At 70.9% G+C, this 14,192-nt stretch carries 15 protein-coding genes; 4 read left to right on the forward strand and 11 right to left on the reverse strand.

Annotated elements, in window-relative coordinates; all coding sequences use genetic code 11:
* Positions 1-517: 517 nt before the first annotated feature.
* On the forward strand, positions 518-1,627 hold the full coding sequence (locus DRV85_RS14745) for a DUF2235 domain-containing protein (protein ID WP_113290247.1): 1,110 nt from the start codon (positions 518-520) through the stop codon (positions 1,625-1,627).
* 3 nt (positions 1,628-1,630) lie between these two features.
* On the opposite strand, the gene DRV85_RS14750 is transcribed toward DRV85_RS14745, so the two are convergent.
* Positions 1,631-2,329, reverse strand: a complete 699-nt coding sequence (locus DRV85_RS14750) for a M48 family metalloprotease (RefSeq protein WP_113290248.1) — start codon at positions 2,327-2,329, stop codon at positions 1,631-1,633.
* A 137-nt stretch (positions 2,330-2,466) separates the two neighbouring features.
* Here DRV85_RS14750 and DRV85_RS14755 point away from each other — a divergent pair, with 137 nt between their 5' ends.
* On the forward strand, positions 2,467-2,934 hold the full coding sequence (locus DRV85_RS14755) for a GyrI-like domain-containing protein (RefSeq protein ID WP_113290249.1): 468 nt from the start codon (positions 2,467-2,469) through the stop codon (positions 2,932-2,934).
* A gap of 1 nt (position 2,935) precedes the next feature.
* Here the strand turns inward: DRV85_RS14755 and DRV85_RS14760 are convergent, their stop codons facing one another.
* The 6 genes from DRV85_RS14760 to DRV85_RS14785 form a co-directional block, all read right to left on the reverse strand.
* Complete coding sequence (locus DRV85_RS14760) at positions 2,936-3,538, reverse strand: DedA family protein (RefSeq protein WP_113290250.1); 603 nt, start codon at positions 3,536-3,538, stop codon at positions 2,936-2,938.
* A complete protein-coding gene (locus DRV85_RS14765) occupies positions 3,535-3,882 on the reverse strand; it encodes a hypothetical protein (protein ID WP_113290251.1) in 348 nt (115 codons plus the stop codon). The genes DRV85_RS14760 and DRV85_RS14765 overlap by 4 nt, the downstream gene beginning before the upstream one ends.
* 23 nt (positions 3,883-3,905) lie before the next feature.
* Entirely contained in the window at positions 3,906-5,090 is a 1,185-nt protein-coding gene (locus tag DRV85_RS14770; protein WP_113290252.1) for a vWA domain-containing protein, read from the reverse strand.
* Between the two features lie 4 nt (positions 5,091-5,094).
* The gene (locus tag DRV85_RS14775) at positions 5,095-5,262 is read right to left on the reverse strand and encodes an apolipoprotein acyltransferase (RefSeq protein ID WP_113290253.1); all 168 of its coding nucleotides are present in this window, start codon (positions 5,260-5,262) and stop codon (positions 5,095-5,097) included.
* Between the two features lie 5 nt (positions 5,263-5,267).
* Positions 5,268-6,680 carry a DUF2927 domain-containing protein gene (locus tag DRV85_RS14780; RefSeq protein WP_113290254.1) on the reverse strand — a complete coding sequence of 471 codons (1,413 nt, stop codon included), beginning with the start codon at positions 6,678-6,680 and terminating at the stop codon, positions 5,268-5,270.
* Between the two features lie 192 nt (positions 6,681-6,872).
* Positions 6,873-7,712 carry an AAA family ATPase gene (locus DRV85_RS14785; protein WP_113290255.1) on the reverse strand — a complete coding sequence of 280 codons (840 nt, stop codon included), beginning with the start codon at positions 7,710-7,712 and terminating at the stop codon, positions 6,873-6,875.
* Between the two features lie 275 nt (positions 7,713-7,987).
* Here DRV85_RS14785 and dksA point away from each other — a divergent pair, with 275 nt between their 5' ends.
* Together dksA and DRV85_RS14795 are read left to right on the forward strand one after the other, a co-directional pair.
* A complete protein-coding gene (dksA, locus tag DRV85_RS14790) occupies positions 7,988-8,410 on the forward strand; it encodes an RNA polymerase-binding protein DksA (RefSeq protein WP_113290365.1) in 423 nt (140 codons plus the stop codon).
* A 79-nt stretch (positions 8,411-8,489) separates the two neighbouring features.
* Positions 8,490-9,665 (forward strand): FAD-dependent monooxygenase, encoded by a 1,176-nt coding sequence (locus tag DRV85_RS14795; protein ID WP_113290256.1) that lies wholly within the window; start codon positions 8,490-8,492, stop codon positions 9,663-9,665.
* 22 nt (positions 9,666-9,687) lie between these two features.
* On the opposite strand, the gene DRV85_RS14800 is transcribed toward DRV85_RS14795, so the two are convergent.
* The 4 genes from DRV85_RS14800 to DRV85_RS14815 are packed head-to-tail and all read right to left on the reverse strand — an operon-like array spanning position 9,688 to position 14,174.
* Complete coding sequence (locus tag DRV85_RS14800; protein ID WP_113290257.1) at positions 9,688-10,920, reverse strand: efflux RND transporter periplasmic adaptor subunit; 1,233 nt, start codon at positions 10,918-10,920, stop codon at positions 9,688-9,690.
* Positions 10,921-10,924: 4 nt separating this feature from the next.
* Positions 10,925-13,288 (reverse strand): ABC transporter permease, encoded by a 2,364-nt coding sequence (locus DRV85_RS14805; RefSeq protein ID WP_233495534.1) that lies wholly within the window; start codon positions 13,286-13,288, stop codon positions 10,925-10,927.
* Positions 13,285-13,473, reverse strand: coding sequence for a hypothetical protein (locus DRV85_RS14810; RefSeq protein WP_113290258.1), 189 nt, complete (start codon positions 13,471-13,473; stop codon positions 13,285-13,287). The genes DRV85_RS14805 and DRV85_RS14810 overlap by 4 nt, the downstream gene beginning before the upstream one ends.
* A complete protein-coding gene (locus tag DRV85_RS14815; protein ID WP_113290259.1) occupies positions 13,467-14,174 on the reverse strand; it encodes an ABC transporter ATP-binding protein in 708 nt (235 codons plus the stop codon). The genes DRV85_RS14810 and DRV85_RS14815 overlap by 7 nt, the downstream gene beginning before the upstream one ends.
* Between the last annotated feature and the right edge of the window lie 18 nt (positions 14,175-14,192).

Below are 14,192 nucleotides of genomic sequence, written 5' to 3' on the forward strand. Positions count from 1 at the left end.
CCGCTCATACGCCGCCGCATCCACATGCGCGCGCGCGACCGTCTCGGCGCCGGGCGGGCGCCCCCGGACGGGTGTCTGATCGGTTTCGGTGCTGTCCCTCATGCGAGCCTCCTCTCCGTCGCCATCCGGCCTGTGTCGCCGGGTCGGACCGTTGGTGCGGACTCTAGCAGAAATGGAAAATCAACAAACAACCAATTGAAATAAATCAATTTTGCTGAAAAGTAATTTGCGAGTAATTGCCGTTCTTGTAAATTTTCCGGGGCAGGCAGACCGGTGCGCCTTGCGTTGGTGGATCCGCCTGTCAATTCGCGTCTCGCCGCGCGCCGTGCCGCGGTGTGCGACGGCATACCGAGCGCTGCGCGCCCACGGGCCTGATGATGCGACAAAAGCGCACGCCCCGCGCCGGGACGTGACGCAGCGTCACGGCGCCCGAGCGTCAGACGCGAAGCGATTCGAGGCCGATTGCCGGGCGTGCCGCCGCCGCGCTATCCTCTCGGCCGCGCGGGGAGGCGCCGGGATGAAGCGCATCGCGATCCTCTGCGACGGCACCTGGAACCGGCTCGACGCGCGCCGGCCCACCAACGTCGTGCGCCTGGCCCGCGCGATCCCGCCCACGGCGGCCGACGGCGTGCCGCAGCTGACCTTCTACCTGCCGGGCGTGGGCACCGGCGCGGGCTCGAGCGCCGCGGCGCGCTGGCTCGACGTGCTGCTGGGCGGGGCCTTCGGCTGGGGCCTCGACGGGATCATGGCAAAGGCCTATCGTGACCTCGTCTTCGCCTACGAGCCGGGCGACGCGCTCTACATCTTCGGGTTTTCGCGGGGCGCCTACACCGCCCGGTCCTTCGCGGGACTGCTGCGCTCGGCGGGCATTCCGGACCGCGCGCGCACGGACATGATTCCGCAGGCGCTGAAGCTCTACCGTGCCCGCGGCGCCAGAACCCATCCGAACAGCGAAACCAGCATGGCCGCGCGCGTCGCCATGGGGTCGGTGGTGGCGACGAGTCCCGAAGAGCGCGCCTGGCGCCGCGCGCGGGGGCATCCCGAGGTGCCGCTCCTCTCGGTCGCCTATCTGGGGGTCTGGGATACCGTGGGCGCGCTCGGCCTGCCGGGCGTGCTGGGCAGCCTCGCGCGGGCGGTGAACGCGCATTATGCCTTTCACGACACCGACCTTTCGCGGATGGTCGCCGCCGCGCGGCATGCCGTGGCGCTCGACGAGCGGCGGCGGCTCTTCCCGCCCACGCTCTGGAGCAATCTGGACGCGCTGAGCGCCCGCGCCGGGGCGGCGCGCTATCGCCAGCACTGGTTCGCCGGCGATCACGGGATGATCGGCGGCGGCAGCGAGCGGGTGCCGGACCTTGGCCCGCTTACCCTGCGCTGGATCGCGGAAGGCGCCGCCGATGCGGGCCTCGACATCGACACGGATCAGTTCGCAGAGGGCGATGCGCTGGCGGGGCCGGTGAATCTCGGCACGCCGCCGGGGCCGGCCAACGCCTTCGGCCTCCTGCTCTCGGACCGCGCGGGGCCGGAGCGCGCGCAGGATGTGGCGCCGGAGGTCGTCACCCGCATCCGCGAACGCGGCGACTATCAGCCCGGCAGCCTGCTGCGGATCTGGGACTCGCTGATCTGAGTCTCAGGTCGGGGCGCCCAGCCGGGCCCAGCGCGCCTCGAGCCGTTCGAGCGCGGCGATCCGGTCGCTCGTCTTGGGGTGGCTCATCAGCCAGGCGGGCAGGACGCCCGCGCGCGCCTCGGTCAGCTTTTCGAGCTTCTCGAACATGGCCTTCTGCGGCCCGATTCCGATGCCCGCCTTGGTGAGCAGCGCGGCTGCGTAGGCGTCGGCCTCGTATTCGTCCGAGCGCGAGAGCCGCGCGGCCAGCAGCGTGGCCACCCCGTTGGCGATCCAGACGCCGATGCCAGGCAGAAAGCGCGACAGAACCATCGCGAGCGCCGTGCGCAGCGCGTTCTGCCCGGAGAAGTCGATCATGCGCCGCCGCGCGTGGCCAAGGGCGACGTGGCCCAGCTCGTGCGCGATCACGCTGGCCATCTCTTCGGCCGAGACCTCTCCGGTCTGGTATTTCCGGTAGAAGCCCCGGGTAATGAAGATGCGGCCGTCCGGCGCGGCGAGGCCGTTGACCGGGTCGATCTCGTAGATGTTCACCCGGATACGGTCCACGTCGAGCGCCTGCGCCATGCGATCGGTCAGCCGCTTGAGCCGCGGATCGGCCAGCTCGGTCGAGCGCTCGTCGAGTTCGCGCTTCGTCCGCCAGACGGAGAAGCGATACATCACCAGCGCGTAGAGCACGGCGAGCAGGATCGGCGTGACCTTGATCATGGCGATCAATATGGGGCGGCACGGCGAGCCGGGCAATGGCGCCGCAGGCCCGCGGGCGTCTTGACGCAGAACAATGACACCGCACGCGCCGCGGCCTAGGCTGCGCATCGAAACGGGCCGCGATTGGAGGCGCAGCGATGCCTGACTACGATGTGACCGAGGCCGTGCCGCGGCCCTATCTCTACGTCGAACGCAGCTGCGGCATGGACCCTTCCGAGATCTCGGCCGCGATGGGCAGCGCCTTCGGCGAGGTGATGGGGGTCATGCAGCGCGAAGGTATCGCGCCCGCGGGTCCGCCCCTGTCGGTCTACTATGACTACGACCCCGCGCGCCTGTCCTTCCGCGCCGGAGTCTTCGTCTCGGAGGAGGATGCGGCGCGGCCGGCCGAGGGCGTCTCGTCCGACCGGACGCCGGGCGGCAAGGCGCTGCATTTCACCCATGTCGGCCCCTACGCGACGCTGCGCGACGACTACGGCGAGATGATGGCCTGGGTGGAGCGGCAGGGCCTCACGCTCGTCGCGCCGACCTGGGAGGTCTATGTGGACGACCCGGAGACCGTGCCGGAGGCGGAGCTTCGAACCGAGGTCTGGTCGGCGCTGGGCTGAGTCACTTGCGCCGCTGATCCCGGCGCAGCGCCGCGCGCAGCCAGAGGCCGAGGCCGATCGCGACGACGGCGCCGGCGATGATGCCGCTCACGTCCGCCGCGATCTCTGCCACCGCGTCGAGGTATTCGGCGAAGGCGCGGCCGAGGCCGACGTAGATCGCGACCCAGATGATTTCGCCGGCCACGGACCAGAGGGTGAATCGTCCGCGGTGCATCTCGGCCGCGCCGGCGGCGAGGTTGACCCACGGCCCCAGCGGGCTGACGAGCCAGCGGCTGAAGAACACGCCTGCGCCGCCGCGCTCCTCGATCAGGCCACGGGCCCGGGCGAGCGCGGCCGCGCGGCGCGGTTTCGCGGCGATGCGCGGCGCGAGCGCCGCCCCCGCCCGCCAGCCCAGCGAATAGCCCGCCTGATCGCCCAGCACCGCGCCGGCCAGCGCGCCCGCCGCCACCGCCCAGAGTGCCAGATCGCCCGTCGCGGTGAAGGCCCCGCCGGTTAGCATCACCAGCGAGGCGGGCACCGGGAGCGCGAGGCAACTCAGGAAGGTGGTGAGCGCGATCACCGCCACGCCCCAGTCCGCGACCAGCCCGGGAAGCCAATCGGTCATCGCGCTACGCCCTGCGCCTCGATCAGCGCGCGCGCCTCTTCCAGAACCACCTCGACCGGAACGCCGCGCTGCCGCGCGATTTCCTTCAGTGTCGGGCGCGCATCCGGGCGTTCCGGTGCGCCCAGCGCATCCATCACCACGTCGGGGGGAATCTCCCAAGCGTGAGCGATGTAGCGCGGCGTCATCCACGGCTCCAGCGGTTGCTGCCGGTGCGCGGGATCGGCCCAGTAGAGCGAGAAGGCGACGAAGCGCGCGGCGAAGAAGGCGATGACCGCCAACGCGATCACGAAGCCCGCGCAGGCCAGCGGATGGCGCCTCCAGAGATGTCGGATCTTGGTGCGCATGTGCGGGCTCCCTGTCGGGGATGTTAGCGGGCGAGTTCCCGCACGCCGCGCTCGATCCCTTCGAGCGTCATGGGCACCATCCGATCCTCGAAGATCTCGCGGATCATCTGGATCGACTGCGTGTATGGCCAGTGCTTCTCCGGCACCGGGTTGATCCAAAGGTTGTCGGGCCACTGCTCGCGCGCGCGGGTGAGCCAGACCTGCCCTGCCTCGGCGTTCCAGTGCTCGTTCGCGCCGCCGGGAAAGGCGATCTCGTAGGGCGACATGCTGGCGTCGCCCACGAAGATGCACTTGTAGTCCGGCCCGTAGGTGTGCAGCACGTCCCAGGTGGGCGTCACCTCGTCCCACCGCCTGCGGTTGTCGCGCCAGACGCCTTCGTAGAGGCAGTTGTGGAAGTAGTAGTATTCGAGGTGCTTGAACTCCGCCCGCGCGGCGGAAAAGAGCTCTTCCACGACCTTCACATGCGGGTCCATGCTGCCGCCCACGTCGAGAAAGAGCAGCACCTTCACCGCGTTGCGCCGCTCCGGCCGGGTCTTCACGTCGAGATAGCCGTGCTCGGCGGTGGAACGGATCGTGCCGTCGAGGTCGAGCTCCTCGTGCGCGCCGTCGCGCGCCCATTGCCGCAGCCGCTTGAGCGCGAGCTTGATGTTGCGCGTGCCGAGCTCCACCGAGTCGTCGAGGTTGCGGAACTCGCGCTTGTCCCAGACCTTCACGGCGCGCTGGTGACGGCTTTCGTCCTGCCCGATGCGCACGCCCTCGGGGTTGTAGCCGTAGGCGCCGAAGGGCGAGGTGCCCGCGGTGCCGATCCATTTCGAGCCGCCCTGGTGGCGCTTTTCCTGCTCCTTCAGCCGCTCGCGCAGCGTCTCCATGAGCTTGTCGAAGCCGCCGAGGGACTCGATCTCGGCCTTTTCCGCTTCGGAGAGGTGCTTTTCGGCCATCTTCTCAAGCCACTCGCGCGGGAGCTCCATCCGCTCCAGCATCTCGCCCACGCTGACCTGTTCGAGTCCCGAGAAGGCCTGCGCGAAGGCGCGGTCGAACTTGTCGAGATTGCGCTCGTCCTTCACCATCGCCGCACGTGCGAGGTAGTAGAAGCCGTCCACGTCGTAGGTGACGAGGTCGGCGCGCATGGCCTCGAGAAAGCTCAGATACTCCCGGAGCGAAACCGGAACGCCCGTCTGCCGCAGCGCGTCGAAGAAGGGCAGGAACATCGCGCTACACCGTCAGCCGATCGATCGCGAGCGTCGCGATCAGTCCCAGAAGCGCGAAGGCGATGCCGTAGATCGCGCCATAATGCAGCAGGTCCGCGGTCGACCCCTTGCGGCGGCGCGCGGTGAGCACGCCGAGAGTGATTCCCAACAGGGCGCCGGCAAGGACGATCATGCGCTTCAACCTCTCGGATCCGTCGGGTCGAGGGCGGCGATCTCGCGCAGCTTGGCCCGCACCGCCCATTCCGGCCCGAAGCCGTAGCGCGCCCATCCGAGGCTGTCCAGCCGCACCGCCCGTGCATCGGCACGATGCCCCTGCATCTCCAGCGCCTCTGCACGGAGCATCATCAGCGTGGCGAGCAGCATCGCGTTCTCGTGCCGCTTGGCGACCGGAAGATGCATCTCGGTCAGTCTGCGGACCTGCGCCGCGTCGCCCTCGGCCAGGGCGTAGGCGGCGAGCTGCGCGCCGACAAAGGCGCGGTGCAGCGCGCCGCCCGGGACATCGGCGTAGATCCGGTCGGCGCGTTCGAAGGCGCGCCGCGCGAGCTGCGGGTCGGCGTGCTGCGCGATCCGGCCGAGTGCAAAATGCGAGAAGGCGAGGCGATGGTCGCGCCACCCTTCGGCGGCTGCGATCTGCACGGCCCGCACGGCGGCGGCCTGGCGTTGCGGCTGACGGGCGCCGGGACCCAGGGCGGTCTGGATCGCCTCGACCCAGGCGCCCGGCGTGGGGCCGAGCGGTCGCCGCAGCAATCGCTCGCCGGCGGGGTTCAACCGCGCGAGCACCTCGGGCAAGCGTGCCGCCACCGCCTCGCGGGTCATGCCGTTGGCTAGCGCGGGGTCGTAATGCGTGCGCAGCACGAGCATGTCGAAGCCGGTGAGCACCGTGTGGATGTTGTCGTCATTGAAGACGCTGTCGGAAAGCCGGTAGAGGTCGTTGAGCGGCCCGAGCGCCTGGGCGAGTTCCTCGTGCAGGCAGTCGCGCGCCTCCTGCGGGCTCACGTCCATGGGCAGGAAGATCGCGACAGTCTCGCGCCGGGTCAGTTCCGACCAGCTGGTCAGCCCGGTGCGGCGCTGCGAGAGATAGTCCGACAGGCTCGAGACGTTCGGAACGACGAAGCAGGCGGCCTGCGGCAGCACGCGGCGGATGCGCGCGCCCGGCACCGCCTCGACCGTGATCGCGGCCGGCCCGGAGGCGGCGCGGCGGATGTCGATATCGGCCTCTGCGCGCAACCGCGCGAGCAGCCGGTCGAGATCGGCCTCGAGCCCCGGCGAAGGCCGGCCCGTCAGCCGCACGGTGATCGGCTGCTCGAAGCGGGTGAAGACGGGTAGCGGCTTGCCGCTCTCGAGGCGGAAGGCCAGGTCGAGGAAGTCGCGCGCGATGTCCGCGTTGGCGCGCGACGGCGCGGCGGCCGGCGCGCCGGAAAAGCCCTTGGCCGGCGGCAGCGAGGGGGTCTCGACCGCGAGGCGCTGCGCCGGGCTCGGGCGATCGCCGACCGGCGCGCAGGCCGCAAGCCCCAGCGCCGCGACCGCCAGTGGCGTGCAGAACACGGAGAGGACGCGGTGCGCCCTGGGCTTCGTCAAGCGGCGGTTCATCCCGTGCGCCTCGCTCGCCTCTCTGGCCGCCGCTCCTTCCGGCGCCCGTCGTGCCGCGCGAGTATGGCTCAAGGGTTACGTCCGTGCAAATGCGCGCGACAGCGCGGCCGCCTGGGCCGAGAAGATTCTTCATACGAAAAATCTTCGGATCCGGCCCGGGTCGGGCGATTTGTCGGACGAAAGGTCGCCGCTCTACCGCTGCCGGCGCGCCATGAAGGCGAGCCGTTCGAAGAGGTGCACGTCCTGCTCGTTCTTGAGGAGCGCGCCGTGCAGCTTGGGCAGCGCGTTCGCGCCCTCGCGCCGCAGATCCTCGGGGCTCAGATCCTCGGCCAGAAGCAGCTTGAGCCAGTCCAGCACTTCCGAGGTGGAGGGCTTCTTCTTGAGCCCCGGCTGCTCGCGCAGCTCGTAGAACTGGGTCAGCGCGGTGGCCAGAAGCTCCTGCTTGATGCCGGGGTGATGCACCTCGACGATGCGCTTCATCGTCTCGGGATCGGGGAAGCGGATGTAGTGGAAGAAGCAGCGCCGCAGAAAGGCGTCGGGCAGCTCCTTCTCGTTGTTCGAGGTGATCACGACGATCGGGCGATGCTTCGCCTTCACGGTCTCGCCGGTCTCGTAGACGAAGAACTCCATCCGATCGAGTTCCTGCAGAAGATCGTTCGGAAACTCGATGTCGGCCTTGTCGATCTCGTCGATCAGCAGGACGGTCTTCGTCTCCGCCTCGAAGGCCTGCCAGAGCTTGCCCTTGCGGATGTAGTTGCGCACATCGTTCACGCGTTCGTCGCCCAACTGGCTGTCGCGGAGCCGGCTCACGGCGTCATATTCGTAGAGACCCTGCTGCGCGCGCGTCGTGGACTTGATCGTCCACTCGATGATCGGCAGGTCCAGCGCGCCGGCGACCTGGCGTGCCAGCTCCGTCTTGCCCGTGCCGGGCTCTCCCTTCACCAAAAGCGGGCGCTCGAGCGTGACGGCGGCGTTGACGGCCACCGTCAGATCCTCCGTCGCGACGTAGCTCTCGGTTCCGGTAAATCGCATCCTGCCCTCTCCATCGGCCCGCACCGCGCTGCAACCTATCATCCGCGGCGGCCGCCGCAACGGCTTTCGCCGCGCCGCGGCGGAGCCGCGCGCGGGCCGCGCGCGGGGCGAATCGCACGCGCGCGCCGCGATGCCGGCCCTGCGGGACAGGCAAGCGAATTCGTGACGTGACTCCAAGCCTGTATTCGGCTAAGCGAAGGCTCGGGGGTGGCCGGATGGGCACGATGCACGACAACCAGATCCAGCTCGAGACCGGCCCCGAAAAGGGGAACACGATGAAAGCCGAGACCTTTCTGCCGGAAGACTATCGTCCCGCCGAAGACGAGCCTTTCATGAACGAGCGTCAGCTCGAGTATTTCCGAAGAAAGCTTCTGGCCTGGAAGGCCGAGCTTCTCGCCGAGAGCAAGGAGACGATCGAGGGGCTGCAGGACAGCAGCCGCAACATCCCCGACATCGCGGACCGCGCCAGCGAAGAGACCGACCGCGCGATCGAGCTGCGCACGCGTGACCGTCAGCGAAAGCTCGTGGCCAAGATCGACGCCGCGTTGCGCCGCATCGAGGAGGGCGAATACGGCTACTGCGAGGTGACCGGCGAGCCCATCAGCCTCAAGCGCCTCGACGCGCGGCCGATCGCGACCATGAGCCTCGAGGCGCAGGAGCGTCACGAGCGCCGCGAGCGCGTGCACCGCGACGACTGACGCCGCGCCCGCGCGGCGAAGGCTTTCGGGCGCCGGGCCGTCGGGTCCGGCGCCCTTTGCTTGACGATCGAGGGATGTGATGCGGCTCGACAGCCTGGAGGTGGCCGTCGCAGGCGGCGGGATCGGCGGTCTCGCGTCGGCCCTCGCCCTGCGCCGCCAGGGGGCGCAGGTCACGCTGCTGGAGCAGGCGCCCGAGATCGCCGAGGTCGGCGCCGGCCTGCAGATCAGCCCCAACGGTTTCGCCGTGCTGGCCGCGCTCGGGCTGGGCGCGCAGGCCGAGGCGCGCGGCGTCGCGGCGCAGGCGGTCCGGCTGCGGCGTCATCAGGATGGCGCCGAGGTGACCTGCCTCGATCTCGCCCGGCTCGCGCCGCACCGGCGCTATCTGTTCCTGCACAGGGCCGATCTGATCGATGCGCTGGCCGAGGCTGCGCGCGAGGCGGGCGTTCGGATCCGGCTTCTCCAGAAGGTGACGCAGGTCGAGGACGGCGCCCGCCCCGCGCTTCTGACCGCGCAGGGGGCGCGGATCGAGGCGGACCTCGTCGTGGCGGCGGACGGACTGCGCTCCTGTCTGCGGCCGCGTCTCAACGGCGATGCCGCGCCGCGCTTCACCGGGCAGGTGGCCTGGCGCGCGCTGGTGCCGGGGCCGACCGGCCACCCGTCCGAGGCCTGGGTGCACATGGGGCCGGGGCGGCACATGGTCACCTACCCGCTGCGGGGCGGCGCGCTTCTGAACGTGGTCGCGGTCGAGGAGCGCAGCGCCTGGGCCGAGGAGGGCTGGCACCACCCGGACGATCCCGAGGCGCTGCGCGCGGCCTTCGCGGGCTTCGGGGGCGAGGTGCCGCGCTTGCTGTCGGCGGTCGAGGACGTGCATCTCTGGGGGCTCTTCCGGCATCCGGTCGCGCGGTGCTGGCACGGCGAAGCGGTCGCGCTCGCGGGGGATGCGGCGCATCCGACGCTCCCCTTCCTCGCACAGGGCGCCAATCTCGCGCTCGAGGATGCCTGGGTTCTGGCGCAGGCGCTGGCGCAGGAAGAGACCCTGGCCGAGGGCCTCGCGACCTATCAGCGCCGGCGCCGGCCGCGGGCCGAGCGGGTCGTCGCGGCCGCGAGCCGCAACGCCTGGAAATACCATTTCCCGCCCGGCCCGCTGCGCTTCGCCGGGCACAGCGCGTTGCGGCTCGCAGGCCGCGTCGCACCGGCCAGAATGCTGTCGAGCTTCGACTGGCTCTACGGCCACGACGTGACCGCCGGGGCGTGACCGGCGCGCGGCGGGGGCGGTCCTATTCCAGTTCGCGCTGCGCGATCCGATCGCCGTCCGCGATGGCGGGCGAGGGGTAGAGAATCACCCGCTCGCCGGGAGACAGGCCGGCTCGGACCTCGGCCGTCACGCCGTTCTGTCGGCCGATCTCGACCGGGCGAAGGCGTGCGGTGCCATCCGCCGCGACGAAGACGGCCCAGCCGTCGCCCGCGCGGAACAGCGCGCTGGCCGGTACGCGCACCACGTCGTCGGCCTCCCACACGACGATGCGCGCCTCGACGCGGTAGCCGTGGCCCAGCCCCGCGCGCGCTTCCGCCGGGCTGGTCAGGCCCACGGTCACGGGCACGCGCTGTTCCTCGACGCCCAGCGCCGAGACACGGGTGACGGCGAAGGGATCGACGCGCTCCACCACGCCCTCGAGCGCCCGCGGGCCGCCCCAGTCCTCCACGATCACCCGGTCGCCGGGCGAGACCTGCACCGCATCCGTCGAGATGAGCTCCACCATCACCTCGAGCTGTCCCTCGACATCGCCGATCTCCATGATCGGCGCGCCGGCGGGCAGGGTGGTCTCGCTCTGCTGCATGACGCGCAGGATGCGGCCGTCTGCCGGCGCGTGAAGCGGTATGTCCTCGCCCTCCGCCGATATCGCCGAGGCCAGCCCCTGATCCTCGAAGCCGATGAGCTGCGCGCGGGCGTTCGCGAGTTCCGCCTCGCGCATGGCGATGGCGGCTTCGGCGGTCTCGACCGCGGCCTGGGCGACGCGGCGGTTCTGTTCGGCGCGCTCCAGCGCGGCGGGGCTGACGATGTCCTCCTGCGCCAGCCGCTGCGCGCGGGCGAGTTCCTGCAGCGCGAGGTCGCGGCTTGCAACGGCCGCCGCGCGGTCGGCCTCGGCGACGCGGAGCGCCGCCTCGGCGGCCTGCACCGCCGCGCGCGCCTGTTCGCGGGTGCGCACGTCGAGCGCGGCCGGGTTGGCCGGGCGCATGTGCGCGACGATCGTCTCGCCCTGCACCACCCGCTCGCCCGGATCGACCTCGACCCGTTGCAGGCGGCCGGCGACGGGGGTGCTGACGACATAGGGCTCGGCCACCTGCGTGCGCCCTTCCTCGTCGATGGTCACGCGCATCGGTCCTTGCGTCACCTCGCCCAGATCGACGAGTTCCGGTCGCGGCCAGAAGGCGGCGGCGAGCCCGGCGGCGATCAGGAGCAGCGCGGCGAGCGACAGGATCAGGCGCGAGCGTTTGCGGGTACGGGCCATGCTCTCAATCCCTCGTCTTGAGCGCCGCGACCAGGTCGGCGCGCGCCAGGTCGCGGCGGACCAGCCAGCCGGAGAAGAGCGCGGCACCCAGGATTACCAGCGCCGCGATGCCGAAACTCGCCGGGTCGAAGACCACCGGGATCTGGTAGATCTCCGAGGCGAACCCCGCCGCGATGGCGTGCGCCAGATACCAGGCCATGAGCGCGCCCAGCGGGATCGCGGCCAGCGTCACGACGGCGAGTTCCCCCAACAGGACGAAGCCCGCCTCGCCGGTGGTGAAGCCCAGCACGCGCAGGCTGGCCAGATCGCGCGCCCGCTCGGCGAAGGCGATGCGCGCGGCGTTGTAGACGATGCCGAAGGCGATGACGAAGGCGATTCCGCCCATCACGAAGCGCTGCATGCCGACCCCCTGGTTCATCATCTCCACAAGCGAATCGCGCGCGGCCTGCTTGCGGCCGATGCCCGCCACCGCGGGACGCGACTCGAGGTCGGCGAAGAGCGCCTCGGCCTGCGCCTCGTCCACCATCAGATGCGCGCCCGAGACGCGGCCGGGCTCGCCCAACGCCCGGTTGAGCGCGGCGAGCTCCATGTAGGCGGGCGCGCCCAGCAGAGTCTCGGCGACGCCGGCGACCGGCAGGCGCAGCACCGGCTGCGCGCCCTCGCGCACCTCGACCGTCAGCGTGTCGCCTGCCGAAAGATCGAGGATCGAGGCCAGGGTGCGCGACAACAGCACGCCGTCCTGCGGCAGCGCGAGCGGGGCGGTCCGCGCGTCGAGCGCACGAAACAGGGCAGGGTTGCGGGGCAGGGCGGTCAGCGCGCCCTGATGGGTCTTGCGCCCCGCGCGGAAGATCACGGGCACGTGGCGGACCCCCTCCACCCGCTGCACGCCGGGCAGGCGGGCGATCTCGTGCAGGGTGCGCGCGCCCACGGCGTGGGTGAAGGTCACGCTCACGTCGCTGCGGTCGGTCAGGTCGAAGGTCATGTCCACCGTGCGCACGAAGCCCGCCATGACAGTCAGCATCGCCGCCGAGAGCGCGAAGCCGCAGGCGATGCCCACCGCCGCGCCCGCCATGCGCCAGGGCTGGCGCGTGACGCGGCGGATCACCATGCGCGTGGGCTGGTCGAGCAGACGCGCGGCCCGCCCGCCGATCCGGCTGGCGCGGCTGTAGTCGGGCGGCGCGGGCGGTCGCATCGCCTCGGCCGGGGCGAGCGCGAAGACCTTTCGCAGGACGAAGAGCGCGCCGGTCGCCGCCGCGAGCAGCGCAAAGATCACCGCGATCGCGAAGGCCGCGTAATCGAGCCGGAAGACGAGAAACGGGAACTTGTAGAACTGCTGATAGATGTCCACCGTCCAGCGCCCGGCAATGATGCCCAGCACGCAGCCCAGCGCCGCGCCCAGCGCCCCGATCACGAGTACGAACTTAAGGTAATGCCCCGCCACCTCGCGCCCGGTGTAGCCGAAGGCCTTGAGCAGACCGATCTCCTCGCGCTCGGACTGCACCATGCGACCGATCACGATGTAGGTGAGAAAGGCCACCACGGCGAGAAAGATGGGCGGCACCGCGACCGAGACGGCACGCAGCCCGTCGATCTCCTCGCTCACGAAGATGTCGGAAGGCAGGTCGTCGCGCGCATAGGCGCCGCGCCCGCCCCAGGGGGCGAGCAGCCGGTCGGCGGCGGCGAGCACCGCCTCCGGCCGGGCATCGCGCGTCAGCGTCATCAGCGCCTCGTTGAAGGCCCCGCGCATGTCGTAGGCCGCGGCCAGCGCGTCGCGCCCCATCCAGATCACGCCGAAGCGCGCGGCGTCGGGGACCATCTCGCCGGGCGCGGTCGTATAGATGAACTCGGGCGCGAGCGCGAGGCCGGTGATGCGGAAGGCGTGGCGCCGGCCGTTCATCGTGGCCTCGATGCTGTCGCCCGGGCGCAGGCCATGCGCCTCGGCGAAGCTTTCGAGCAGCAGGATCTCCTCTGCCCGCTCCGGCGCCGGGCGCCGGCCGTCGGTGAGGAAGATGTCGTTGAGCGCGGCTTCGCCCGCGCCGGGCAGCGAGACGGCCTGCGCCTGCACCGGCAGCGCCATGCCGGCCACGTCGATCAGCGCGCGGCCGGTCACGCGGCCCTGCGCGGAGGCCACGCCGGGGATCGCGGCCAGCCGGTCCACCAGCCGCTCGGGCGCACGGGCCACCGGGGCGAAGACCTCGGCCAGCCGGTAGCGCTCGTAGTAGGCGTCGCGCGTCTCGGTCAACGTCACGACGAGGCCGCGCATCATCACCAGCAGCATGACCGAGACGGCGAGCACCGCCGCGATCGCCGCGACCTGTCCCTTCATGCGCCAGAGGTCGCGCAGGAGCTTGGCGTCGAGCGGGCTCACGACACCGTCTCCGCGGTGCGCGGGGCAAAAACCTTGGAAGGTTTTTGCAAGGTTCTTGCAAGAACCTTGCCCGCGCCCGGCCGCGCGGAGCCTTGGGCGCGTCCAGGCGCCGCGACCACGAGCGCGGCCCGCCCCGTGCTGCGCCAGAGGTCGCGCAGCAACTTGGCGTCGAGCGGGCTCACCATTCGATCTCCTCTGCCGGCAGGCGGGTCGCGTTCTCGACCACCTCGCGGATGCGCCCGTCGGCGAAATGGATCACCCGGTGCGCCATCGCGGCGGTCGCCGCGGCATGGGTGACCATCAGCACGGTGGAGCCGAGTTCGGCATTCACGTCCGAAAGCACGCCCAGCACGGCGCGCCCGGTCTTGCTGTCCAGCGCGCCCGTGGGCTCGTCGCAGAAGAGCACGTCGGGCTGCTTGGCCACGGCGCGGGCGATCGCCACCCGCTGCTGTTCGCCGCCCGAAAGCTGCGCTGGGAAATGATCCGCCCGCTCGCCGAGGCCTACCAGCGCGAGCGCCTCGCCCGGGTCCATCGGGTTCGCGGCGATCTCGGTGACGAGCTCCACGTTCTCGCGCGCGGTGAGACTGGGCATCAGGTTGTAGAACTGAAAGACGAAGCCCACGTGATCCCGACGGTAGCGGGTGAGCGCCGCGTCGGACATGGTGGTGAGCTCCTGTCCGCGGAATCGGGCCGAGCCCTCGGTCGCGCGGTCGAGCCCGCCGATGATGTTCAGCAGCGTGGACTTGCCCGACCCCGACGGGCCAAGCAGCACGACCAGCTCGCCCTCGGGAATCGTCAGGTCCACGCCGCGCAGCGCGTGCACGGCGGCGTGCCCCTCGCCGTAGACGCGGGTCAGCCCCTCGGTGACGAAGGCGGGGTGGCGCATGGCGTTCCTCGACCGTCG

The organism is Rhodosalinus halophilus, assembly GCF_003298775.1.
In the GTDB taxonomy this organism is placed as follows: Bacteria; Pseudomonadota; Alphaproteobacteria; order Rhodobacterales; family Rhodobacteraceae; genus Rhodosalinus; species Rhodosalinus halophilus.

Coding starts and splice junctions, on each gene's coding strand:
- DRV85_RS14775 (WP_113290253.1), bottom strand. CDS start 5,262: ATGATCGTCCTTGCCGGCGCCCTGTTGGGAATCACTCTCGGCGTGCTC.
- DRV85_RS14760 (WP_113290250.1), bottom strand. CDS start 3,538: ATGACCGATTGGCTTCCCGGGCTGGTCGCGGACTGGGGCGTGGCGGTG.
- DRV85_RS14815 (WP_113290259.1), bottom strand. CDS start 14,174: ATGCGCCACCCCGCCTTCGTCACCGAGGGGCTGACCCGCGTCTACGGC.
- DRV85_RS14745 (WP_113290247.1), top strand. CDS start 518: ATGAAGCGCATCGCGATCCTCTGCGACGGCACCTGGAACCGGCTCGAC.
- DRV85_RS14800 (WP_113290257.1), bottom strand. CDS start 10,920: ATGGCCCGTACCCGCAAACGCTCGCGCCTGATCCTGTCGCTCGCCGCG.
- DRV85_RS14750 (WP_113290248.1), bottom strand. CDS start 2,329: ATGATCAAGGTCACGCCGATCCTGCTCGCCGTGCTCTACGCGCTGGTG.
- DRV85_RS14770 (WP_113290252.1), bottom strand. CDS start 5,090: ATGTTCCTGCCCTTCTTCGACGCGCTGCGGCAGACGGGCGTTCCGGTT.
- DRV85_RS14785 (WP_113290255.1), bottom strand. CDS start 7,712: ATGCGATTTACCGGAACCGAGAGCTACGTCGCGACGGAGGATCTGACG.
- DRV85_RS14780 (WP_113290254.1), bottom strand. CDS start 6,680: ATGAACCGCCGCTTGACGAAGCCCAGGGCGCACCGCGTCCTCTCCGTG.
- DRV85_RS14795 (WP_113290256.1), top strand. CDS start 8,490: ATGCGGCTCGACAGCCTGGAGGTGGCCGTCGCAGGCGGCGGGATCGGC.
- dksA (WP_113290365.1), top strand. CDS start 7,988: ATGAAAGCCGAGACCTTTCTGCCGGAAGACTATCGTCCCGCCGAAGAC.
- DRV85_RS14810 (WP_113290258.1), bottom strand. CDS start 13,473: ATGGTGAGCCCGCTCGACGCCAAGTTGCTGCGCGACCTCTGGCGCAGC.
- DRV85_RS14765 (WP_113290251.1), bottom strand. CDS start 3,882: ATGCGCACCAAGATCCGACATCTCTGGAGGCGCCATCCGCTGGCCTGC.
- DRV85_RS14755 (WP_113290249.1), top strand. CDS start 2,467: ATGCCTGACTACGATGTGACCGAGGCCGTGCCGCGGCCCTATCTCTAC.